21 protein-coding genes are annotated in these 22,938 nt (G+C 74.3%); 10 read left to right on the forward strand and 11 right to left on the reverse strand.

Annotated elements, in window-relative coordinates:
- Positions 1-24 precede the first annotated feature (24 nt).
- Both DQ241_RS05605 and DQ241_RS05610 read left to right on the forward strand, forming a co-directional pair.
- The gene (locus DQ241_RS05605; RefSeq protein ID WP_113829183.1) at positions 25-1,206 is read left to right on the forward strand and encodes an acetoin utilization protein AcuC; all 1,182 of its coding nucleotides are present in this window, start codon (positions 25-27) and stop codon (positions 1,204-1,206) included.
- The gene (locus tag DQ241_RS05610) at positions 1,199-3,898 is read left to right on the forward strand and encodes a bifunctional GNAT family N-acetyltransferase/acetate--CoA ligase family protein (RefSeq protein ID WP_113829184.1); all 2,700 of its coding nucleotides are present in this window, start codon (positions 1,199-1,201) and stop codon (positions 3,896-3,898) included. The genes DQ241_RS05605 and DQ241_RS05610 overlap by 8 nt, the downstream gene beginning before the upstream one ends.
- Positions 3,899-4,031: 133 nt before the next feature.
- Here DQ241_RS05610 and sigB read toward each other — a convergent pair whose 3' ends face one another.
- Both sigB and dtd read right to left on the reverse strand, forming a co-directional pair.
- Complete coding sequence (gene sigB / locus DQ241_RS05615) at positions 4,032-5,024, reverse strand: RNA polymerase sigma factor SigB (RefSeq protein ID WP_199584108.1); 993 nt, start codon at positions 5,022-5,024, stop codon at positions 4,032-4,034.
- Between the two features lie 244 nt (positions 5,025-5,268).
- Entirely contained in the window at positions 5,269-5,700 is a 432-nt protein-coding gene (gene dtd / locus DQ241_RS05620) for a D-aminoacyl-tRNA deacylase (protein ID WP_113829185.1), read from the reverse strand.
- 161 nt (positions 5,701-5,861) lie between these two features.
- On the opposite strand from dtd, the gene DQ241_RS05625 reads away from it, so the two are divergent.
- Together DQ241_RS05625 and DQ241_RS05630 are read left to right on the forward strand one after the other, a co-directional pair.
- Positions 5,862-8,606: an endo-1,4-beta-xylanase gene (locus DQ241_RS05625; RefSeq protein ID WP_113829186.1), complete on the forward strand. Its 2,745-nt coding sequence runs from the start codon at positions 5,862-5,864 to the stop codon at positions 8,604-8,606.
- Positions 8,607-8,730: 124 nt separating this feature from the next.
- Complete coding sequence (locus tag DQ241_RS05630; RefSeq protein ID WP_113829187.1) at positions 8,731-9,648, forward strand: dioxygenase; 918 nt, start codon at positions 8,731-8,733, stop codon at positions 9,646-9,648.
- Here DQ241_RS05630 and DQ241_RS05635 read toward each other — a convergent pair.
- Entirely contained in the window at positions 9,606-10,550 is a 945-nt protein-coding gene (locus DQ241_RS05635; protein ID WP_113829188.1) for a LysR family transcriptional regulator, read from the reverse strand. The genes DQ241_RS05630 and DQ241_RS05635 overlap by 43 nt on opposite strands.
- 72 nt (positions 10,551-10,622) lie before the next feature.
- Here DQ241_RS05635 and DQ241_RS05640 point away from each other — a divergent pair, with 72 nt between their 5' ends.
- Entirely contained in the window at positions 10,623-11,552 is a 930-nt protein-coding gene (locus tag DQ241_RS05640) for a DMT family transporter (RefSeq protein WP_113829189.1), read from the forward strand.
- A gap of 10 nt (positions 11,553-11,562) precedes the next feature.
- On the opposite strand, the gene DQ241_RS05645 is transcribed toward DQ241_RS05640, so the two are convergent.
- The 3 genes from DQ241_RS05645 to DQ241_RS05660 all read right to left on the reverse strand — a co-directional run bounded on the left by DQ241_RS05645 (position 11,563) and on the right by DQ241_RS05660 (position 16,426).
- Positions 11,563-12,261 carry a hemolysin III family protein gene (locus tag DQ241_RS05645; RefSeq protein WP_113829190.1) on the reverse strand — a complete coding sequence of 233 codons (699 nt, stop codon included), beginning with the start codon at positions 12,259-12,261 and terminating at the stop codon, positions 11,563-11,565.
- Between the two features lie 59 nt (positions 12,262-12,320).
- Complete coding sequence (locus DQ241_RS05650; RefSeq protein ID WP_113829191.1) at positions 12,321-14,384, reverse strand: SpoIIE family protein phosphatase; 2,064 nt, start codon at positions 14,382-14,384, stop codon at positions 12,321-12,323.
- Between the two features lie 878 nt (positions 14,385-15,262).
- Positions 15,263-16,426: an amidohydrolase family protein gene (locus tag DQ241_RS05660; protein ID WP_113829445.1), complete on the reverse strand. Its 1,164-nt coding sequence runs from the start codon at positions 16,424-16,426 to the stop codon at positions 15,263-15,265.
- Between the two features lie 121 nt (positions 16,427-16,547).
- Between DQ241_RS05660 and DQ241_RS05665 the strand changes: the two genes are divergently transcribed.
- Complete coding sequence (locus tag DQ241_RS05665) at positions 16,548-17,132, forward strand: HhH-GPD-type base excision DNA repair protein (protein WP_113829193.1); 585 nt, start codon at positions 16,548-16,550, stop codon at positions 17,130-17,132.
- Between the two features lie 22 nt (positions 17,133-17,154).
- Here the strand turns inward: DQ241_RS05665 and DQ241_RS05670 are convergent, their stop codons facing one another.
- The 5 genes from DQ241_RS05670 to DQ241_RS05690 all read right to left on the reverse strand — a co-directional run bounded on the left by DQ241_RS05670 (position 17,155) and on the right by DQ241_RS05690 (position 20,891).
- A complete protein-coding gene (locus tag DQ241_RS05670; protein ID WP_113829194.1) occupies positions 17,155-18,465 on the reverse strand; it encodes an MFS transporter in 1,311 nt (436 codons plus the stop codon).
- Between the two features lie 6 nt (positions 18,466-18,471).
- On the reverse strand, positions 18,472-18,840 hold the full coding sequence (gene trxA / locus DQ241_RS05675; RefSeq protein ID WP_113829195.1) for a thioredoxin: 369 nt from the start codon (positions 18,838-18,840) through the stop codon (positions 18,472-18,474).
- 71 nt (positions 18,841-18,911) lie between these two features.
- Positions 18,912-19,703 carry a sulfite exporter TauE/SafE family protein gene (locus tag DQ241_RS05680; protein WP_233492228.1) on the reverse strand — a complete coding sequence of 264 codons (792 nt, stop codon included), beginning with the start codon at positions 19,701-19,703 and terminating at the stop codon, positions 18,912-18,914.
- The gene (locus tag DQ241_RS05685) at positions 19,700-20,053 is read right to left on the reverse strand and encodes a rhodanese-like domain-containing protein (RefSeq protein ID WP_113829196.1); all 354 of its coding nucleotides are present in this window, start codon (positions 20,051-20,053) and stop codon (positions 19,700-19,702) included. Before DQ241_RS05685 ends, DQ241_RS05680 begins: the two co-directional genes overlap by 4 nt.
- A 22-nt stretch (positions 20,054-20,075) precedes the next feature.
- Positions 20,076-20,891 carry a GntR family transcriptional regulator gene (locus DQ241_RS05690; protein ID WP_113829197.1) on the reverse strand — a complete coding sequence of 272 codons (816 nt, stop codon included), beginning with the start codon at positions 20,889-20,891 and terminating at the stop codon, positions 20,076-20,078.
- Positions 20,892-20,955: 64 nt separating this feature from the next.
- Here DQ241_RS05690 and DQ241_RS05695 point away from each other — a divergent pair, with 64 nt between their 5' ends.
- The 4 genes from DQ241_RS05695 (at position 20,956) to DQ241_RS05710 (ending at position 22,925) form a co-directional block, all read left to right on the forward strand.
- Entirely contained in the window at positions 20,956-21,249 is a 294-nt protein-coding gene (locus tag DQ241_RS05695; protein WP_113829198.1) for a hypothetical protein, read from the forward strand.
- Entirely contained in the window at positions 21,246-21,749 is a 504-nt protein-coding gene (locus DQ241_RS05700; RefSeq protein WP_113829199.1) for a hypothetical protein, read from the forward strand. The genes DQ241_RS05695 and DQ241_RS05700 overlap by 4 nt, the downstream gene beginning before the upstream one ends.
- Positions 21,750-21,779: 30 nt before the next feature.
- Entirely contained in the window at positions 21,780-22,358 is a 579-nt protein-coding gene (locus tag DQ241_RS05705; RefSeq protein ID WP_113829200.1) for a bifunctional 2-polyprenyl-6-hydroxyphenol methylase/3-demethylubiquinol 3-O-methyltransferase UbiG, read from the forward strand.
- 150 nt (positions 22,359-22,508) lie between these two features.
- Entirely contained in the window at positions 22,509-22,925 is a 417-nt protein-coding gene (locus DQ241_RS05710; protein ID WP_113829447.1) for a hypothetical protein, read from the forward strand.
- The last annotated feature ends 13 nt before the right edge of the window (positions 22,926-22,938 follow it).

The following is a 22,938-nucleotide window of genomic DNA, read 5'->3' on the forward strand; positions in this document are numbered from 1 at the left end:
GCGTCGCCTGCACGAGGAGGTGCCATGAGCGACTCGGTGGCCGTCGTCTGGGACGACAGCCTGCTCGGCTACACGATGGGCGGGGAGCACCCGCTGCACCCGGTCCGGCTGGACCTCACCATGCGGCTTGCCGACAGCCTCGGCCTGCTGGCCGGCGACCGGCTGCGGGTGCTGAAGCCGGAGCCGGCCGACGAGCAGCTGCTCACCCTCGTGCACGACCCGCTGTACCTCGAGGCGGTGCGCCAGGCGCCGATCGACCCGTCCGTCGGGCACGGTCTCGGGACGTCGGACAACCCGGTCTTCGCGGGCATGTACGACGCCGCGGCGCTGATCACCGGGGGCAGCGTGCTGGCCGCGCAGCAGGTGCACAGCGGAGCGGCGCAGCACGCGGTCAACATCTCCGGCGGGCTGCACCACGCCATGCGGGACCGGGCCGCGGGGTTCTGCGTGTTCAACGACGCCGCCGTCGCCATCGCCTGGCTGCTCGGGCAGGGCTACCAGCGGATCGCCTACGTCGACCTCGACGTGCACCACGGCGACGGCGTGCAGGCCGCCTTCTACGACGACCCGCGGGTGCTCACCGTCAGCATCCACCAGACGCCGCTCACGCTGTGGCCGGGCACCGGCTTCCCGGAGGAGACCGGCGACGCCGACAAGGCCCTGGGCAGCGCGGTCAACCTCGCCCTGCCCAACGGCACCGACGACTCCGCCTGGCTGCGGGCGTTCACCGCCGTCGTCCCGAGCGTGCTCACGGCCTTCGAGCCGCAGATCATCGTCACCCAGTGCGGCTGCGACGCCCACCACGAGGACCCGCTCGCCGACCTCGCCCTCACCATCGACGGCCAGCGCGCCAGCTACAAGGCGATGCACGAGCTGGCCCACCAGCTCTGCGACGGCCGGTGGATCGCGCTCGGGGGCGGCGGCTACGGGCTGGTGCGCTGCGTGCCGCGGGCCTGGACCCACCTGATCGCCGAGGTGTCCGGGGTGAAGCTCGACCCCGCCACCGAGATCCCGCAGTCCTGGCGCGACGACGTCGTCGCCCGCGGGCTCCGGGCCCGGCCGCCCACCCACATGACCGAGGGCGGTTACACCGGCTTCTCCCGGTGGGACAGCTTCACCGAGTCCCGCGTGGACCGCGCGATCATGCGCACCCGCCGCGCGTCCTTCCCCTACTTCGGCCTCGACCCGGACGATCCCCGTGACTGAGCAGACCGCGCCTCCCGCCGAGGCCCCCCCGACCCCGCCGCCGCACTGGGAGGCCGACATCGTCGCCGCCGACGGCGGCACCGTGCACCTGCGCCCGATCTGCCCGGAGGACGCCGACGGGCTCACCGGCCTCATGGACCGCAGCAGCGACCAGACCCGCTACTACCGGTTCTTCGGGCCGATGAAGCGGCTCTCGGACAAGGACCTGCACCGGTTCACCCACGTCGACCACGACAACCGGGTGGCCTTCGTGGTCCTGCTGGGGGACCAGGTCATCGCCGTCGGCCGGTACGACCGGTACCCGGGCACCGACGACGCCGAGGTGGCCTTCCTGGTCGAGGACGCCCACCAGGGCCGCGGCCTGGGGTCGGTGCTGCTCGAGCACCTGGCCGCAGCCGCCCGGGAGCGCGGGATCAAGCGCTTCGTCGCCGAGGTGCTCGCGCAGAACAGCAAGATGGTGCGGGTCTTCCGGGACGCGGGCTACAAGGCCGAGCGCTCCTACGAGGACGGCGTCGTGCACCTGACCTTCCCGATCGAGCAGACCGAGGACGCCCTCGCCGTCGCCTACGAGCGCGAGCAGCGCAGCGAGTCGCGGTCGATCGCGCGGCTGCTCACCCCGTCGTCGGTGGCCGTCGTGGGCGCCAGCAACGACGACGGGAAGGTCGGCAACGCGCTGCTCCGCCACCTGCTCGACTACGGCTTCTCCGGCCCGGTCTACCCGGTCAACCCGACCGCGCGGCACGTCCGCGGGGTGCCCGCCTACGCGACGATCGAGGACATCCCCGACGACGTCGACCTCGCCGTCCTCGCGGTGCCGGCCGACGAGGTGGCCGCCGTGCTCGAGGCGTGCCGGCGCAAGCGGGTCCGGGGGCTGGTGGTCGTCTCCGGCGGCTTCGGCGAGACCGGCCCCGAGGGGCGCGAGGCCGAGCGCCGGCTGGTCGCCGCGGCCCGCGCGTCGGGCATGCGCGTCGTGGGCCCCAACTGCCTGGGCATCGTCAACACCGACCCCGAGGTGCGGCTCAACGCCTCGCTGGCGCCGATGGTCCCCGGCCGCGGGCGGGTCGGCTTCTTCGCCCAGTCCGGCGCGCTGGGCGTCGCCCTGCTGGAGCGCGCCCGCAGCCGCGGCATCGGGCTGTCGTCGTTCGTCTCCGCCGGCAACCGCGCCGACGTCAGCGGCAACGACCTGCTGCAGTACTGGGCCACCGACCCCGGCACCGAGGTGGTGCTGCTGCACCTGGAGAGCTTCGGCAACCCCCGCAAGTTCGCCCGGCTGGCCCGCACCGTCGGCCGCACCAAGCCGGTGGTGGCGGTGAAGAGCGGCCGGCACGTCGGCGTCACCCCGGGCCTGGCCGGGACCTCGGTCGCGGTGCCCGAGCAGTCGGTGGCGGCGCTGTTCTCCTCGGCCGGCGTCATCCGGGTCGAGACGGTGGCGCAGCTGTTCGACGTCGGCACCCTGCTGGCCCACCAGCCGCTCCCGGCGGGGGCGCGGGTCGCCGTCGTCGGCAACTCCACCGCCATCGGCGTGCTCGTCGCCGACGCCGTCCTGGAGGAGGGGCTGGAGCTGGCGCACGAGGCGCCGGTCGACATCGGCGTCTCCGGCACCCCGGAGGAGTTCCGCGCCGCGCTGCAGGCCGCGGTCGACGACGACGGCGTGGACGCCGTGGTCGCGGTGTTCCTGCCACCGCTGATGTCCGGCTCGCACGAGTACGGCCCGGCGCTGCGCGAGGTGTCCGTCGGTTCGGGCAAGCCGATCGTGGCCAGCTTCCTGTCGACCGAGGGCATCCCGCCGGAGCTGGCGGTCCTGGACGAGCACGGCATGCCGGCCCGCGGCTCGGTGCCGTCGTTCAGCACCCCGGAGCGGGCGGTCATCGCGCTGGCCAAGGTCGCCGAGTACGCCCGGTGGCGCCGTCGTCCGGTCGGCGAGATCCCGGAGCTGCCCGACGTCGACGAGGCCGCCGCCCGCGCCGTGGTCCGCGCGGTGCTCGCGGACGCCCCCGGCGGCCGGGACCTGACCGACGACGAGCTCATCGCGCTGCTCGGCGCCTACGGCGTCCCGCTGCTCGGCACCCGCACGGTGAGCGACGCCGAGGCCGCGGTCGCCGCCGCGGAGGAGATCGGCTACCCCGTCGTCCTCAAGTCCACGGCGCCCTGGCTGCGGCACCGGTCCGACCTCGGCGGCGTGCGGCTGGACCTCATCGACGCCGACGCGGTGCGCGCTGCGTTCGCCGCCATCCCGTCCGGCGACCCGGTGATCGTGCAGGAGATGGCCGCCCCGGGCGTCGCGACGGTCGTGGAGATCGTCGACGACCCGTCGTTCGGCGCGCTGGTGAGCTTCGGCGTCGGGGGAGTGGCCACCGAGCTGCTCGGCGACCGGGCGTTCCGCACGCTGCCGCTGTCGGACCTGGACGCCGCCGAGCTGGTCCGCGCGCCGCGGGCCTGGCCGCTGCTCGACGGCTGGCGCGGCTCGGAGCCGGTGGACACCGGGGCGCTGGAGGACCTGCTGCTGCGGGTCGCCCGGCTGGCCGACGACCTGCCCGAGGTGCTGCGGCTGACCCTCGAGCCGGTGATCGTCGGCCCGCCGCACCCGTGGCACGGCGGCCGGTCGCTGGTCGTCGCCGGCGGCACGGGGCACGTCGGCCGGCCCACCGCCCGGGTCGACCCCGGCCCGCGCCGGATGCGCTCGCTGCTGTAACGCCGTCCTGGCTCAGCATCACGGGTCCTGGCTCACCACCGGTGCTGAGCCAGGACCCGCGATGATCAGGAGACCTGATCACGACGAGAGCCCGCCCCCTTTCGGGGACGGGCTCTCGGTGAGTCGCTGGCTCTTACGCCAGGTAGTCGCGCAGGGCGTCGGCGCGCTCCGGGTCGCGGAGCTTGGCCATCGTCTCGCGCTCGATCTGGCGGACCCGCTCGCGGGACAGGCCGAACTGCTTGCCGATCTGCTCCAGCGTGCGGGGCTGGCCGCCGTCCAGGCCGAACCGCAGCACGACGACGTCGCGCTCGCGGTCCTCCAGCGTCTCCAGGACGTTGCGGACGTCGCCCTTCATCATCTGGAAGGCGACGGCGTCCTCGGCGACCGCCGCGTCGGCGTCCTCGATGAAGTCACCGAGACGGGACTCCTCGTCGGCACCGACGGTCTGGTCCAGGCTGACCAGGTCGCGGCTGTACTCGAGCAGCTCGGTGATCCGTGCCTCGGGCATGTCCAGCTCGAGCCCGAGCTCCTCGGCGGTGGGCTCGCGCTCCAGCTCCTGGTGCATGCGCCGGCGGGTGCGGACCACCTTGTTGACCTGCTCGGCCAGGTGGACGGGCAGCCGGATCGTGCGGCCGGAGTCGGCCATCGCCCGGGTGATCGCCTGGCGGATCCACCACGTGGCGTAGGTCGAGAACTTGAAGCCCTTGGTGTAGTCGAACTTCTCGACCGCGCGGATCAGGCCGACGTTGCCTTCCTGGATGAGGTCCAGGAACGTCATGCCGTGGCCGGTGTAGCGCTTGGCCACCGACACGACCAGGCGGAGGTTGGCCTCCAGCAGGTGCGCCTTGGCGGCCTTGCCGTCGACCGCCAGGGTCTTGTAGTCGCGCTGGCGGGCGGGGGAGAGGCCCTGCTTCTCGGCCAGCAGCCGCTCGGCGTAGAGCCCGGCCTCGATCCGCTTGGCCAGCTCCACCTCCTGCTCGGCGGTGAGCAGCGCGGTCTTGCCGATGGTGTTCAGGTACACGCGCACGAGGTCGGTGGACACCAGGCCGGTGGTGTCGGGCTCGCGGCGGGCGGTGCGCGAGCGGACCTCGAGGGTGTCGTTGGGGGAAGACTGCAGCAGCGTCACGATGCTTCTTCGTCCTTGCCTTCGATTCGGATGCATCCGCCGGTCGTCGATGGCGCGGCGGTGCGGCACCCGGGGCGTCGGGGGTGGGGGCCGGGGTCTCCGGACCGTCCCCGTTGGCTCTCTGTCCGGTGTGGTACGCCCTGCACAACGGCTCCGACAGGGGCGCGTGTTCCACGAATCCCCGGTTCACAGCAAACCCGCAGGGAGTGATGTCGCGCACCCGTCCTACCCGGGTGGCGGGAGATCAGACCTCCAGGAGCAAGGTCATCGGGCCCTCGTTGACCGACGACACCTGCATCCGGGCGCCGAACACCCCCGTGGCCACCGCGGCGCCGCGCCGCCGCAGTTCGGCCACCACCTCGTCGACCAGCGGTTCCGCGACCTCGCCGGGCGCGGCGTCGGCCCACGAGGGGCGCCGGCCCTTGCGGGTGTCGGCGTAGAGGGTGAACTGGCTGACGACCAGCACCGGGAGGCCGAGATCCGCGGCGGAGACCGCGCCGTCGTCGGTGGGGAAGATCCGCAGCTCGTGGATCTTGCGGGCCAGCAGCCGCGACCGGTCGGCGTCGTCGGCGTGCCCCACGCCGACCAGTGACAGCAGTCCCGTCCCGATCTGGCCGACCACCTCGCCGTCGACGGTTACAGCGGCTGTAGACACCCTGCTCACGACGGCACGCATCCCGCCCATCCTCGCGCACCGGTACCGCGGCAGGGCCGACGGGTCCAGAAATCGTTTTCGAAAACGTTGACGCAGCGGAGTGTGACGCCGTTCACTCGTCCGGCCGACACCGCTCGGCCCGGTCCGGAACCGGTCACCCGCAACGCCGCGAGGGGAACGCCATGGGACGACGTCGAGTGGGAGCCGGGACGCTGGTCCTGGGCCTGACCGCAGGGGCGGTGGCGCTGGTGGCCCCGCCGGCGGCCGCAGCGCCCGCGACCGTGCACCAGGCCGGCTTCGAGGAGGGGACCGACGGCTGGTACGGCCGCGGTCCCGCCCAGGTCGCGCGCAGCACCGCCGAGGCCCGCACCGGCCTCGCCAGCCTGGCGGTCACCGGCCGCTCCGAGAGCTGGCACGGTCCCGGCATCGACGCCCGCGGCTTCCTGCCCGCCGGCACCTGGACGGTCGAGGGCTGGGTCAAGCTCCCCGCCGGCTCCGGTACCGACCAGGTGACCCTCAGCGTGGCGCGCACGCCCGAGGGCGGCAGCACCAGCTACGACACCGTCGCCTGGCAGGTGGCGGTGTCCGATTCCGGCTGGACGCGCGTCTCCGGCAGCTACTCCTTCAGCGGCGCGGTGAGCCAGCTCGAGCCCTACTTCGAGAGCCCCGACCCGACGCAGAGCTTCTTCCTCGACGACGTCGTCGTGACCGGCGAGCCCGCGGCGCCGGGCGAGCCGGGCGCCGCGCAGCCGCTGACGACCGACTTCGAGTCCGGCCTGCAGGGCTGGGGTCCGCGCGGCGACGCCCGTGTCGAGCGGGTCACCGGTGACGCGCACGGCGGCACGGCCAGCCTGCTGGCCACCAACCGGCTGCAGGACTGGCAGGGCCCGGCGATCGACGTGACCGCCAACCTCGCCGTGGGGCAGCCGGTGCGGGTCGGCCTGTGGGCCAAGCTGGCCCCGGGCCAGGGCTCTGCCTCGCTCTTGGCCTCCGTCCAGCGCGACCGGGCCGGCACCGCCACGGCGTACGAGAACATCGGCGGCGCCTCCGCCGTCGTCACCGACGCGGCGTGGGTGCGGCTGGAGGGTACGTACACCTTGCCCGCCGCCGCGGACCGGGCGCAGCTCTACGTCGAGGGCACCGCCGGCAAGGACTTCCTGATCGACGACGTGACCGTGGCGCCGTTCCAGGAGACGCCGATCCAGGACCTGCCCGCGCTGCGGGACGTCCTGGGTGCGCAGGGCTTCGAGCGGGTCGGCGTGGCCGTCGACCAGCGGGAGACCACCGGCCGCGCCGCGCAGCTGGTGACCAGGCACTACAGCGCGATCACCCCGGAGAACGACGGCAAGCCCGAGGTCGTGCAGCCCACCGAGGGCACCTTCGACTTCACCCGGCTCGACGCGCTGCTCGACTTCGCCGACGCGACCGGCACCCAGGTGTACGGGCACGTGCTGGTCTGGCACTCGCAGACCCCCGCCTGGTGGTTCCAGCGCCCCGACGGCACCCCGCTGACCGACAGCGCCGCCGACCAGGCGCTGCTCCGCGGGCGCATGGAGGCCCACATCAAGGCCATCGCCGACCACGTGAACGCCCGCTACCCCGACGGCGGCAGCCCGCTCTGGGCGTGGGACGTGGTCAACGAGGTCATCGCCGACGGCGACACCGCCAATCCGCACGACATGCGCGACAGCCGCTGGTTCCAGGTGCTCGGCGAGGGCTTCGTCGACGAGGCGTTCCGTCTGGCCGACCAGTACTTCCCGGCGCAGGAGCTGTTCATCAACGACTACAACTCCGAGATGCCGGAGAAGCGGGCCGACTACGTCGACCTGGTCCGGTCGCTGATCGCGCGGGGCGTGCCGATCGACGGTGTCGGCCACCAGGTGCACGTCGACTTCGCCCGACCCGTGGAGTGGCTCGGCGACTCGCTGGCCGCGGTCGAGCGGCTCTCCGCCGAGACCGGCCGGCCGCTGCTCCAGGTGATCACCGAGCTCGACGTCAGCAACTCCGCCGAGAACAACGGCGCCGACGTCAGCGGCCCGGACGCGCCCACCCACCGGCCGGGGATGGCCGACCAGGCGCAGTCCGAGACCGAGCTCGGCTACTACTACCGCGACCTCTTCCAGGTGCTGCGGGCGCACGCCGGCTCCATCGAGTCGGTGACCTTCTGGGGCATCAGCAACGCCCGCACCTGGCTGCGGACGTGGCCGATGGCGCGGCCGTGGGAGCAGCCGCTGCCGTGGAGCGACGACCTGCAGGCCATGCCGGCCTACTGGGGGATCGTCGACCCCGCGCAGCTGCCGGCCCGCCCGGCCGACCAGCTGCCGCCGCGGATCGCCGCCAAGGACCCGGTCCGCGTCCCGTCCACCGGCGCGGACGGCGCGCGGGTCACCTACGCGCCGCCGGTGGCGGGGGACACCCGGGACGGGGCGATCCGGCCCACCTGCGACCGGCCGTCGGGCTCGCGGTTCCCGATCGGGACGACGACGGTCACCTGCACCGCGGCGGACCAGGCCGGCAACGCCGCCACCCCCGGCACCTTCGACGTGGTGGTCACCCCGCCGCCCACGACGACGAACCTCTACCAGCAGATCAACAACGGTCCCGTCGTGCGGGCCAACGTGCACCAGACCGTGCAGCTGGTGGTGCAGTTCGGGAACCGGGGCACGGGGACGCTGCTGGGCAGCACCTTCGGTTACTCCTGCACGCGGACCGGGGGGACGACGTCGTTCGCCCTGGAGCTGGCTCCCGGCTCCGCGCGGCAGGCGGGCAACCGCGACTACCCGGCCGGGCAGAACGCGAACATCACCCTGCGGGGACGCCCGACCCAGGTGGGGACGGCGACCTTCAGCTGCACGCTGACGATGACCGACTCGTTCGGGGCGCCGGTCAGCGCCACGGCCGCGGTCACCGTCGACGTGCGCCGCTGAACCGCGCCGGCGCGCGGGACCGGCACCCGCGCGCCGGCGGCGGACCGTCTCGGGGATGCTTGAAGCTTCAACAAAAGTGGTGCACAGTGGGGTCGGTACCCGCCGACCGACAGGAGCACCCGAGATGGCCCACGGCAGCAGCGCCACCAGCACGACCGCCATCGCCGACTCGCGCATCCCCGCGAGCCACCCGTTCGCCGCGCACCTGCGCCGCGTGGCGGTGCTCGAGGCCGAGCAGCCGCACCCGGTGTGGACGCCGGAGGACGGGCCGCTGCCCAGCCTGTACCTGTCCCACGGCGGTGGCCCGATGCCGTTCGAGAGCCCGGAGTGGCTCGACCCGCTGCACGGCTGGGCCCGCGCCCTGCCCAAGCCGAGGGCGGTCCTCGTCGTCTCGGCGCACTGGGAGTCGGCTCCGCTGTCGGTCAGCGCCGTCCGGCCCGACGAGCTGGTCTACGACTTCGGCGGCTTCGACCCGCTCTACCACTCGTTCCGCTACGACACCCCCGACGCCGGCGCGCTCGCCCGGGAGGTGGTGGGCCTGGTGTCGGACACGCAGCAGGTGCACCAGCACGCTCGCCGCGGGCTGGACCACGGCGCCTGGGTGCCGCTGAAGATCATGTACCCGGCCGCCGACGTCCCGGTGCTCCAGCTCTCGCTGCCGACCGAGGACCCCGACCAGCTCCTGGCGCTCGGCGCGCGGCTGCGGCCGCTGCGCGAGCAGGGCGTGCTGGTGATCGGCTCCGGTCACATGACGCACGGGCTGCCGTTCCTGACCCGGGAGATGTTCGTCGAGAACAAGGCGCCGGGCTGGTCCACCGACTTCGACGCCTGGGCCGCCGACGCCCTGGCCCGGGGTGCGGTGGACGAGCTCGCCCGGTTCCGCACCGCCGCTCCCGGCATGCCCTACGCGCACCCGACGGTGGAGCACTTCACCCCGCTGTTCGTCACCCTCGGGGCGGCCACCGACCCCGCCGGGCCGGTGGTCACGGTGCTCGACGGCTACGGCGTCGGCCTGTCCCGCCGGTCGTTCCAGACCACCTGACCGCCCCGTTCGGCCACCGCGGCGAGGACGGCGCCCAGCGCCGGACCGGGACGGCCCTCCCGGGTGACGACGACCAGCCGGCGGCGGACCACGCCCTCGGCCACCTCGCGCACCGCGAGCGCCGGATCGGCGCCGGGCAGGGTGAGGGCCGGCATCAGGGCGACCGCCCCGGCTGCCCGCACGAGCTCGAGCTGGACGTCGGCGTCGTTGGAGCGGTGCCGCAGGTCGGGGTCGTAGCCGCCGAGGGACCGGCAGGTGGCGACGACGACGGCGTGGTGGCCGGTGCCGGTGGCGGAGGAGGTCCACACGTCCCCGCGCAGCGCCGCGATGGGAACGGGCGCCCCCGAGCCGGCCGGGGGGTGATCGGCCGGCAGCACGAGGTGCAGCGGCTCCTCGAGCAGCGGGCGGAACCGCAGCCCCGCCGGGCGCGGGCGCGGGTGCCCGTCGTACTCGTCGCTGACGACCAGGTCCAGGCCGCCCAGGCGCAGCTCGGGCAGCGCCTGCTCGAGCTCCAGCTCGGTGACCTCCACCCGCACCTGCGGGTGCTCGGTCCGCAGCCGGGCGACGGCGGGGATGAGGATGCGGCGGGTGGCCGACTGCAGCCCACCGACCCGCACCGTGCCGCGGACCTCCCCGGTCAGCGACGCGAGGTCGGCGCGCGCGGCCTCGGCCGCGTCCAGCAGGCCGGCGGCGTGCTCCGCCAGGAGCCGGCCCGCATCGGTCAGCCGCACGCCGCGGCCGGCCTTCTCGATCAGCGGGGTGCCGGCCTCGCGCTCGAGCACGGCCAGCTGCTGGGAGATCGCCGACGGGCTGAACCGCAGCGCCTGGGCGACCGCACCGAGCGTGCCGCGCACCTCCAGCTCCCGGAGCACCCGCAGCCGACGCAGGTCGAAGCCATCCATGCGGGAACGCTAACGGATTCGATCCACGAATCATCACTGGACGTGGATGGTCGTCGTCCGCAGGCTGGACCCGTGGGTCCCGCGCTGTGCCTCGTCTCCGCCGCGTGCTTCGGCGTGATGGCCGTGTTCGGCAAGTTCGCCTACGAGGCGGGCGTCTCGCCGGCAGCGCTCGTCCTGGTCCGCTTCGCGCTGGCGGCGGCGCTCCTCGGGGCCCTGCTCCGGCTCCGCCCGGGGCTGCGCGCCGGGTCCGCGCGGCTCAGCGGTCGGGTGGTCCTGACCGCGCTCGCGCTGGGTGCGGTCGGCTACGCCACCCAGGCGACGCTGTTCTTCTCGGCGCTCGAGCGCGCCGACGCGTCGCTGGTGTCGCTGGTCTTCTACACCTATCCCGCGCTGGTCACGCTGGCCGCCGCTCTCCTTGGCCGCGAGCGCCTGACCCGCGGCCGGGTCGCCGCGCTGGGCACCGCGTCCTGCGGCACGCTGCTCGTCCTGCTGGGCGCCGGGGGACCGACGGTCGACGTGCTCGGCGTCGGCCTGGCCTTCGCCACCGCGGTCACCTACACCGCCTACATCCTCGTGGCCGACGGGGTCGTGCACCGGGTGCCGCCGGTGGTGCTGGCGGCCCTCGTGATGTCCGGCGCCGCGGTCTCCCTCGGCGCGCGGGCGCTGCTGACCGGGGGAGTGGACCTCGGGTTCCGCCCGGCAGGGTGGTTCTGGATCGCGTGCATCGCCGTCGTCTCCACGGTCGTGGCGATGCTGACCTTCTTCGCGGGGCTGCGGCGCACCGGCCCGTCGACGGCGGCCATCCTGTCGACGTTCGAGCCGGTCGTCACCACCGCGCTGGCCGCGCTCACCCTCGGAGAGCTCCTCACCCCGGTGCAGCTCACCGGGGCCGTGCTGGTGCTCGCCTCGGTCGTCGTGCTGCAGCTGCGGCGCCGGACGTCCGCGCCGTCCGGCAGCCGGCCGGCCGCCGGGACGGCGGAACCCGCACTGCGGATGGGGTGACCGGCGCCCGCTAGCGGCCGAGCAGCGCGATCGCCACGAAGTGGCAGGTGGCGGCGGCGCAGACGAGGGCGTGGAACACCTCGTGGTAGCCGAAGACCGAGGGGAAGGGATCCGGCCGGCGCCGGTGGAAGGCCAGCGCGCCGGTGAGGTACAGCAGACCGCCGGCGATGACGAGGAGCGCGGGGGTGGCACCCGCGCGGGCCCAGAGCGCGGGGAGCGCGAGCACGTTGGCGGCTCCCAGCCCGATGAAGACCCCGCCGACGAGCCACTCCGGGGCGTGCATGCGGGCGAGGCGGACGCCGATCCCGACCGCGGTCACGGACCACAGGGCGACGAGGCAGACCAGCCCGGTGGTCCCCGGGAAGGCGAGCAGGACGATCGGCGAAGCGGTCCCGGTGATCAGCAGGAAGATCATCGTGGAGTCGGCCCGCTGCAGCGCGCGGCGGGCGGCGGGGCCCCAGTTGCCGCGGTGGTAGAGGGCGCTCACCCCGAACAGGCCGCTGAGGCAGGCCGCGTAGAGGGCGACACCGGTGACGTGGGCCAGGCCCCACGCGGACGCCAGGAGCACCGGTCCCGCGACCAGGGAGGCGGCGAACCACACCAGGTGCAGCCAGCCGCGCAGCAGGGGCTTCGCGTAGTGGATCTTCCGTCGGGAGTCGTAGAGCAGCGCCGCGGGCGGAAGGGCCAGCCCCGACGCGGGGGAGGTCATGCGATCCAGTGTGCGCCCGGTCACGCGGAACCCGCCGGTGCCGCGTGCTGCTCCTCGGCTCAGCGGGTCCGACCGCCGCCCGACGGTGTCGTGGGCGGAGACCGCTGGAGCCGCAGGCAGATGAGGACGACGTCGTCCCGGAGCAGCTGCCCGCCGGTCAGCTCCCGCAGCAGGGTGTCCCGCCACACCTGCGGGTCGTCGCCGTCGAGTCGAGCGGCGGCCGCGGCGAGGCGCTCCAGCCCCACATCGATGTCCTCGTCGCGGCGCTCGACCAGTCCGTCGGAGTACCAGATCAGCATGGCGCCGGCCGGGATCTCGGCACTCGCCTCGGGACGGGGCCGGTGCTCGGTCGCGATCGGACGGGAGCGGCCGCCGGCGAGGTACTCGGCGTGCCGGTCGGTGACGACCAGCGGCGGCGGGTGGCCGGCGCAGGCGTAGCAGAGCTGACCGGTCGCGGGGTCGTAGTCGGCGTAGCCGATGGTGGCCATCGTCGCGCCGGGGATGTCCGAGGCCGCCCGGTCGAGGGCCTCGAGCACCGCGGCCGGCCCTCCGCTCAGCTCGGAGGCGACGACCCGCAGGGCCGTCTGCAGCCGCCCCATCGCGGCTGCGGCCCGCAGGTCGTGGCCGACGACGTCCCCGACGGCGAAGCCGACCCGGTCGCCGGGCAGCGGGAACGCGTCGTACCAGTCGCCGCCGATGTCGTGGTCCGCGTCGGCCGGGAGGTAGCACCCGGCGAACCGGGCTCCGGGGAGCACGTCGGGCACGACGGGGAGGAACGCCTGCTGCAGCTGGTGGGCTGCGTCCCGCTCCTCCTCGTACAGCCGCGCCCGGTGCAGCGCGGAGGCCATGAGCTCGGCCAGGGTCGTGGCCATCGCAGCCACGTCGTCACCGATGGCGTCCTCGTCGGTGAACCGGAACTCCAGTGCCCCGAACGTGATCCCGGCGGTGCGGGCCGGTACGGCGAGCGCGCTCGGTGACCAGGCCCGGACGGGGGCGTGGCGCCGGGCGGCGCCGGCCAGGGGCGAAGGGTCGTCGAGCGGCAGGTAGGCCGCCTGGCCGGATGTCGCGCGGACGTGCAGGCGTCCACCGTCCGGGGTCATCACCCCCACGGCGCCGGAGTCGGCCACCAGGCGGATACCGGAGCCGACCAGCACCCCGGCGATGGCCTCGGTGGTCGCCGCGGTCGCCAGCCCGGCGGTCACCTCCTGCAGGGCCTCCACCCAGCGGCGGGCCGCGGCCTCCTGCAGGGACACCGAGTGGGCCCGTTCCCGCTCGCTGATCTCCACCGCCAGCAGCCAGGCGCTGAGGACCGCCACCGCGATGAACAGCTGCAGGAGGGCCGCCTCCACCCGGGGCGTGTCGGCGAGCTGGGCCCAGGGTCCGCGCCCGGCCACGGTCATGACGTTGGCGGTCACCGCGACCACCACACCCGCCTTGGTGAGGACGGGGATCCCGTACCGCACGGCGAGCCAGATCAGCCAGGGCAGCGTCAGGTAGGCCATCGGCACGGCCTCCGGCGCGAAGGCGGCCACCGTCACCCCGGCGGTCAGCAGCAGGAGGACCGCCTGCCAGGCCGGGCCGGGTGCGCCGGTCCGGCCTCGATCGAGCCGCCAGGCCAGCACGGCGCCGCCCACGGTCAGGACACCGAGGCCGTCCCCGGCCCAGAACGGGGGCAGGGCCTCGAGGAGCGGCAGGCCCTGCGCGGTGGCGATGGTGAGGGAGCCGATCGCCGCGCCGACGAGGGGGCCGGCCACCACCCCGCAGAGCAGGAAGGCGCCGAGGTCCCGGCGGCGGCTCAGGTCGGGACGCGGGGCGAACCGGCGCAGCAGGCTCGCTCCGACGAGCGGCTCGGCGGTGTTGGCGAGGGCGAACCCGCACGCGGCCGCCAGGCCGATGCCCTGGCTCAGGTCCACGGCGACCTCGACGAGCGCGGCCGTGGCCAGGACCCACGGCCATCGCTGCCGGTCGGTGAGCACCAGGGCGGAGAAGGTGACCCCCGCCGGCAGGAAGAGCACCGCACCGGGCCCGGACGAGGCGAACAGCGCGAAGGACGTCAGGGAACCGGCCGCGTAGGCCGCCGCCACGGCGAGGACCAGTCGCCAGGGAACCGGCTGGCGTGTCATCGGTGCCTCCGCCGCGCAAGGGGCTCCCGCGTCCGCACGGCGAGATCCCTGAGCGCACCCTGGCAGGTCCCGGGGCGGCGTGTCACGGGTCGGTCGGCCTCCGCTCCCGGCCGATGGTCTCGTGGACTGCGCAGAGCCGGATCAGCCCCCGGGACGGCACGGGTGCGGCAGGGTCTGCACGTGGCCGAGCTCCGCGTCGGAAGGGCCCCCGCATCCGGCCGCGCGGAGCGGGCAGCCAGTTCGACGTCCGGGCCGGGTCATCTGCCGTCGGGGCAGCTCCCTCAGCACCAGCGGGTACGGGTGCAGGTACCCCTCGGCCCCGAGAGATCGCGCGTCCTGGGCGGACACCGCGAGCGGACGGGTGACCGTCGACAGGCTCATCGCCGAATGGTCGGTGCTCGGCTCTGCCCGGTGGCTCACCCCCAGCGGGTGAATCCGCTCGCGCTGGTGATCGGCATGTGGCTCGACCAGCACATGCGTCGACGACGCCGCTGACGTCCTCGGTCGGGCTGCACCCTCCGCCCGGGGCGACAGGAGGTGGGAGTCAGGTCATCCCGCCGCCGACAGACCCGAGCGGGCCCGGGGGAACGTCCCCGAAGGGAACGCCGCGTTGCTTGCCGCAGCGGCGGCAGACCTCCTGGTCCGGACCCTCGTAGCGCTCGCCGGCCGGGTGACGGGGTACCCACGAGTGCAGGCTTAGGTGGCAGCGAAGCGGTGTGCCGGTCACCTCTCGAGGCTCTTCGATGCGTCGCTGCTCGTCCAGGGGGTCTGGGCTGCCGGGAGCTCTCGTCCCTCCCGGCTGACCCGATCCGCTACCAGCGTGGATCAGCACCGGCCGACGGGGAGGACGGGACATGGGGGTTCGACGCAGCGCGCAGTCACCGGAGCGCCGCGCCCACACCCGCGCGGTAGACGCTGTCGACCTCGAGCAGCGCCGCCGGGTCGCGGCGGGGGTCGCCCCGCACGACGAGCAGATCCGCGTCGTACCCGCGCTCCAGGCGGCCCTTCCGCTCGGCCACGCCGCACGCTGCCGCGGCTGTCGTCGTCGCGGTCGCCAGCGCCTCGTCGAAGGGGACCCCACGATCGGTCAGCGCGACGATGCCCCGGGGCAGGACGTCGTGCGGCTTGCCCGGGCTCACGCCTCCGTCGGTCCCGCATGCGACTGTGGCCCCCAGCCCGATCAGCTCCACGACGTTGGCGAAGTACGTCTCCAGCCGGTGCGCGACCGCGGGCAGTGGCGCGGCACCGGGTCGTTGGCCGAGAGTCGCGCCCAGCACGATGCCGGCGTTCGCCATCTGCCGGGCGACCTCCCAGTCGACGTCGACGCCGTCGGCGGTGAACCACGAGCAGTGCTCGACGCTGTCCACGCCGGCCGCGACGCTGTCCCTGATGCCCGCCGGGCCGTGCGCGTGAGCCGCGACCGGCAACCCGACCGCATGCGCCTCCGCGACCACGGCCGTGAGGTGCTCGACGCCGTACTGGGATTCGTGGAGGGCGAAGCCCGGCGTGAGAGCCCCGCCGGTCACCATGATCTTCACGACGTCGCAGCCGCGCGCGGCTCGGTCGCGGACGGCGGCCCGGAGCTGCTCTGCCGTGTCGGCCTCGCCGCCCAGGAACCAGCAGTGCCCCCGGGTCCGCGTGAGCGGCGGCCCGGAGACCAGGAGCTCCGGGCCCGAAGGCGGGTCGGCCCGCAACGCGTCGCGGAGGACCAGGGACACGAAACGGCGATCCCCGAGGTCGCGCACCGTCGTGACGCCGACGGTCAGGGCGGTGCGCGCGTTGTCCGCCATGCGGCGCACCAGGGCGTCGTCGTCGTCGTCCAGCAACGGGGTGACCACGTCGGCCGAGGAGTCGAACGCCAGGTGCACGTGGCAGTCGATCAGGCCGGGGAGCACGGTGACGTCGCCCAGGTCCGTGACGTCGGGCGGCAGGTCGTCCCCGTCGGTGCGTACGTCCGCGAGCACGCCGTCCTCGACGACCAGGACGCCGGGACCGCAGTCACCTGGTCCGCGGTACACCCGGTCAGCGCGCAGCGCCAGCATGCCCGGCACCATCGCAGGCCGGCGTCGGGGAGGAAAGCCTCGTTCTCGCCAGCCGACCGGTCGATGCCCCTTGCTGACCGGCGGACGAGCGCCGGACGGCTGATGAGGCACCATCTCCGGCGTGCCGACTCTCCGCATCGCTCAGGACCCCGCGGCCGACGACCTGCTCGGCCGCGACCCGCTCGCCCTGCTGATCGGGATGCTGCTCGACCAGCAGTTCCCGATGGAACGGGCGTTCTCGGCGCCTCGGCTGCTGGCCGACCGCCTCGGCGTCGACACCCTCGACGCCGGGCAGCTGGCCGGTACCGATCCCGAGGAGCTGACCCGGCTGTTCCAGGGCCCGCCCGCGCTGCACCGCTACCCGGGGTCGATGGCCGCGCGGACCCAGGACCTCTGCCGGCTGCTGGTCGAGCGCTACGACGGCCGGGCCGAGAACCTCTGGACCGGCGCGGCCGACGGCAAGGAGCTGCTGAAGCGGATCAAGGAGCTGCCGGGCTTCGGGGCGCAGAAGGCGTCGATCTTCCTGGCGCTGCTCGGCAAGCAGTTCGGCGTGACGCCGCCGGGCTGGCGCGAGGCCGCGGGCGACTACGGCCAGGAGGGCTCGCGCCGGTCGGTCGCCGACATCACGGGGCCGGAGTCGCTCGCCGAGGTGCGGGCCTTCAAGCAGGAGCAGAAGGCCGCGAAGAAGGCCGCCGCAGCCCGCTGAGCCGGCGTCCCGGCCGGCAGGGTCAGCTGCCGATCACGTCGGACGTCGTCACAGGTCGCCCCGGGTGCGTCTCGTACATCCGGACGGCCGCCAGCACACCGGAGGCGGCGGCGAGCCCGGCGACCACCCAGACGGCGGTGCGGATGCTGAAGAGGTCAGCGAGGACGCCGGCGAGCAGTGCGCCGACGGCGAAGCCGCCGTCGCGCCACAGCCGGTAGACGCCCACGGACCGGGCCCGCCAGGCCGGGTGGGCCACGTCGCCGATCGCAGCCAGCAGGGTGGGGTAGACCATGGCGGTCCCGGCGCCGAGCAGCACCGCGGCCACGGCCCACCCGAGGAAGCCGTCCGCCGCGGCGACGAGCGCGAGGGCCACGGCCTGCAGGAGCATGCCGCCGACGACGAAGGGCTTGCGGCCCCAGCGGTCCGACAGCGCTCCGGTGACGAGCTGGCCCAGCCCCCACACCGCCGGGTAGAGGGCGGCGAGGATGCCGATGCGCCCCACGCCCAGCCCGGCGCCGGCGAACAGGACGGGGAACAGCCCCCACGCGAGACCGTCGTTGAGGTTGTTGACCAGTCCGGCCTGGCTGGCCGAGGAGAGCGCGGGCTCCCGGAAGCTGGTCTGGACGAACACCTGCCGCTGCGTCAGCCCGCCGTGCAGGTGGTGGTGCCGGCCGTCTGCGCGCGCGGCATGCGTTCCCGCCTCGAGCCGGGCGTGGTCGTGGGTCTCGCGCACGGCGAGGGCGGACAGTCCCAGGCCCAGCGCTGCGTACGCGATGCCGACGAGGAACGGTTCCGGCCGGAGGCCGTGCGCCGCGGCGAGGTAGCCGGTCAGCAACGCCGTCGCGGCGACGGCGAGGTAGCCGGCGGCCTCGTTGAGGCCCATCGCCAGGCCCCGCCGGGCCGGGCCGACCAGGTCGATCTTCATGATCACGGTCGTCGACCAGGTCAGCCCCTGGCTGATCCCGAGCAGCACGTTGGCCGCCACGATCCAGCCCCAGGACGGCGCCCAGATCAGCAGCAGCGGCACCGGCACGGCGACGAGCCACCCGGTGACCAGCACGGGCTTGCGCCCGAACCTGTCCGACCAGGCGCCGGCCAGGTAGTTCGTCCCCGCCTTCGCCAGGCCGAAGGCCAGGATGTAGGTCAGCACGGCGGTGTGGGCGCTCAGCCCGAACTCGCGCTCGGCCAGCAGCGGGAGCACGGTGCGCTCCTGGCCGAGCATGCCGCCGACGAGCGCGTTCACCGCGACCAGCAGGGTGAACTGGGCCGCGTTCTGCCGTAGGCCCAGTTCGACCCGGCCGGCGCGGCTCACGTGCGGCTCGGCGGTCGGCACGACCGATCAGGCGGTGCGGCGCTGCGCGGCGAGATCGGCACGCACCTGGTCCATGTCCAGCCGGCGCACCGCGGTGACGAGTTCCTCGAGCGCCTCGGCGGGCAGCGCCCCCGGCTGGGCGAAGACCAGCACGCCGTCGCGGAAGGCCATCAGCGTGGGGATCGACCGGATCCCGGCGGCGGCGGCCAGCTCCTGCTCGGCCTCGGTGTCGACCTTGCCGAAGACGATGTCGGGGTGGCGCTGCGCCGCGGCCTCGAAGACGGGCGCGAAGGCCCGGCAGGGGCCGCACCAGCCGGCCCAGAAGTCGACCAGGACGATGCCGTCACGGCTGACGGTGTCCTGGAAGGTCGAAGCGGTGAGGGCGGTCGAGTTCATGATGTGGCCCTTTCGTCGTCAAATACCCGTGGGGGTATGAACCCGAGAAGGGCTCGTCCTGTTCCCGAGGGTCAGCCGAGGAGCGAGATCAGGCTCGACGTGGCGGTGTAGACCCCGACGGCGATGAGCAGGACGGCGAAGGCGCGGGTGAGGGCCGTGCCGGAGGCGCGGTCGGCGACCACCTTCCCGCCGAGCGAGCCGGCGACGGCGGCCAGCGTGAACGGGATGATCACCGCCCAGTCGAAGTGCGCCGTGCCGGCCCGGGCCAGCAGGGCGCCGGCGGAGTTGATCGAGATGACGACCAGCGACGTGGCGACCGCCTGCGGCATCGACATGCCCAGGGCGAGGGTGAGCGCGGGGACGATCACGAAACCGCCGCCGACGCCGAAGAAGCCGGTCATGAAGCCGACGAGCAGGCCGGCGTCGACGATGCGTCCGATCCGCCCCGGGCTCCACCGTCGTTCGGGCGGTGGGGCGTGGCCCTCCTGGAGCGCGTGCTCCTCGCCTCGGCTGTTGGCGAGCATGCCCACGGCGGCGACGACGATCACCGCGGCGAAGGCGAGCAGGAGGACGTCGGGGTCCACGAGCTGGTTGACCGCGGTCCCGGCGAAGCCGGCCGCGATGCCGGTGACCCCGAAGACGACGCCGACGCCCCAGCGCACCCGCCCACTGCGGGCGTGGCCGAGCGCGGCGGTGACCGAGGTGATGCCGACGATGAACAGGCTGCTGGTCGTGGCGGCGCGGGCGTCCTGGCCGACGACGTAGACCAGCGCGGGCACGGTGAGGATGGAGCCGCCGCCGCCCAGGGCGCCCAGGCTCAGGCCGATGAGCAGGCCCAACCCGAGCGTGGCGGCGACGATCACGCGACGGTGCCCGGCTCTCCGTCGTCGGTGACGACCGGGAGGCCGGTCCGGGTCCACGCCTTCATGCCGCCGGCCAGGTTGTGCACCCGTACGCCGGCAGCGGCCAGGGCGTCGGCGGCCTTGCCCGAGCGGTTGCCGGATCGGCAGACGGCGATGACCGGCCGGTCCTGCGGCACCGCCTCCGGGGTGAGGCGGGCGAGCGGCACGTGTACGGCCTGCGGTGCGTGGCCCGCTGCCCACTCGTGTGGCTCGCGGACGTCGAGCAGCAGGGCCCCGCCCTGCTCGAGCAGTTCGGCGGCTCGGCCGGGATCCAGGTCGGGGAGCCGGGTGGTGCGGGACGCCTCGGTCATCGTCCGTCCTTCCTGGGTGGGGTCAGCCGAAACTCGGCGTGAGCGCGGAGGCGGGGAGGTCGCCGCCGGGCGGCGCGGTGGCTCCCGGCCGGGGGTCCAGCGTGCTGGTCAGGGCGAAGCGGTCGGCCCGGATCAAGGTGTGCCGCCACTCGACGGGGACGCCGGAGCTCGTGCCCGTCCGCTCGACGGAGAACACCGCCGACGGGGGCTGCAGGCCGAGGATGCCGTGCTCGGCCCTGCTCGGGACGACCGCCCTGACCGTCTCGTGCCCACCCGTGATCGGGATGCCGGTCCGGGCGAGCTCCTCGTACAAGCTGGTGCGGCGGAAGTCGACGTCCAGCAGGGGCTCGCCGATCGAGGCGGGGAGCCAGACGCGGTCGAGTGCCAGTGGTCGGTCGTCGGCCAGGCGCAGCCGCTCGAGGTGGACGAGCGGCGTCGACTCCTCCAGCCCCAGCCGGGGGGCGATGATGCCGTCCGCCCGCACGGTCAGCACGCGTACCACCGACGTCTGCACCAGCCCGCAGGCCTCGACGGACGAGAACAGCGAGTAGGCGATCCCCGTGGGCTGGGCGATGACCGGATCGGGCGCGGCGAGCCGGGGGCGCCGGCCGCGCCCGGTGCTGATCACGCCGTCGGCGCGCAGCTGGCGCAGCGCCTCGCGGACCGTGTGCCGGCTCACCGAGTACTGGAGGCCGAGCTCGACCTCGCCGGGGAACCCTTCGGTGAACTCGCCGCTGCCCGACCGGTCGCGGAGATCGGCGGCGAGCTGGCGCCACAGCGGCGTGCTCGCGTGGCGGTCCAGCCGTGCTGCCGGGGAGGTGGGCTGGAGCTCCGGCATGGCCCCTCCGAAGTGGTTCACGCGGCTACGCGTAGCAGCTCTTGTACGGTCAACTGTAGCCGAGTTGTCCGGACAACCCCCGTTCCTCGTGATCGGCTGGCCGTTCCTCCGCTTCGACGGCACCGCCGGCATCACCGGCGTCCTCGGGCTCGGGGACACCACGCACCTCGAGTTCACGGCACAGAGCCGGATCGCCGAGCTGTCGGCTCGCGATCTCGACGCCTGGTTGCTGGCGGCCGCCGCGGCGCTCCTCCTCGGCGTCATCGCGCGCCGCCTGCACCGGATCCGCACCGGGACCACCGATGCCCGTCCTGACGACGTCACGATCCACGCGTCCCACCGACAGGAGTCCCGATGATCTCGAGGTACCTGGCGCTCCGGGCCTGGGATCGCCGGCGCCGGCTCATCGCGCTCGCCATGACCGCCGTCGGCGTGGTGGTGGTGGCCGTCCCGACCGACCTCGTCGACACGCCGGTCTTCAGCCGGGAGGTGCCGCCCACGTGGTGGTCCTGGCCCGCGCTGCTCGTGAGCGCCGCGCTCGGCGGGCTGCTCGTGGCCACCTACGTGCGGGAACCGGGTTCGCCCGAACCGGAGCCGGAATCGGCCGAGGACGAGCGCCGGTCACGGTGGTGGGGCGGTGCCGGCGGATCGCTGACCTTCTTCGCCGTGGGATGCCCGGTCTGCAACAAGCTGGTCCTGCTTGCCCTGGGCGCCAGCGGTGCGATGACGTACGAGCCGGTGCAGCCCGTGCTCTCCGTCCTCGCACTGGTGGTGCTGGCGTGGGCGCTGACCCGCAGACTGCGGGGACAGGTCGCCTGCGCCGTGCCGGCTCGGCCGCGCGCCGGCGCGGCCCGTTGAGGCCGGTCGGGTCCGATCGAGGGGAGCGACGTGGAAGCCGCTGAGTGGGACCGCCGCTACGCCGAGGCGCGGCAGTGGTCCGTCGAACCGAACCGCACCGCCGCCGAGCTGACCGCTGGGCTGCACCCGGGCCGGGCGCTGGACGTCGCCGCGGGTGAAGGACGGATGGCGCTGTGGCTGGCTCGCGGGGGATGGGACGTCGAGGCGGTCGACTTCTCGGCCGTCGGTCTCCGTCGGGGGCAGCAGGACGCACCGCCGGGGGCGCGCGTCACGTGGCGCGTCGAGGACGTGCTGACCGCCGACCTGGGGTCGGCCGAGTTCGACCTGGTGCTGGTGCTGTACCTGCACCTTCCGCGCCCGCAGATGGTCGACGTCCTCGCACGGTCCGCCGGCGCCGTCCGCCCGGGTGGGTACCTCCTGGTCCTCGGCCACGACAGCGAGAACCTCACCCGCGGCATCGGCGGCCCGCAGGACCCCGACGTGCTCTACGACCCCGAGCTGCTCGGCGGGGCGGTCCGCGGCTGGGGCATCTCGCGCCTCGAGCGGATCGACCGGGGCACCGACTCCGGCACCGCTGTGGACACGCTGCTGTTCGCGCATCGGCCATGACGACGGTGTGGATCGACGCACAGGGGCTATGCCCGCCCGCAACTCGTCAGGAGGGACTCCATGGTGTCTGCGAACGAGGCACGTCGTGCCCGAGCACTTCTCCCAGCGGCGGGGCGTGGCGCGGCCGCCGGTCTGCTGGGGGTGGCGGTGATGACGGCGGCCGAGAAGCTGGAGCAGGCCGTCACCGGCCGGCCGAACTCCTACGTCCCTGCCCGGACCCTGCTGGCGCTGCTCGGCCGTCGCCCCTCCGACGCCGACCGGCCGACCGGCTGGAACTGGGCGATGCACTACGGGACGGGAGCCGCGCTGGGGGCCTTGCGCGGTGTGTGGGCCGCGGTCGGTCTCCGCGGGCCGCAGGCGCACGTGGCGCACACCATCGTCCGGCTGTCCACCGACCAGACGCTGGAGAACACCACCGGGGTGGGGGCCCCGCCGATGGTCTGGCCCCGGGACGAGCGCATCGTCGACGTCCTGCACAAGGCCATCTACTCGGTCACGACCGGGATGATCGCCGAGCGGTGGATCCCGCCCTCCCTGCAGTCCCGGCGCGGGCTGACCAGCCACTGACGCCGGAGGGATC

The sequence above is a fragment of the Blastococcus sp. TF02A-30 genome, assembly GCF_003319185.1.
Classification (GTDB): Bacteria; Actinomycetota; Actinomycetes; order Mycobacteriales; family Geodermatophilaceae; genus Blastococcus.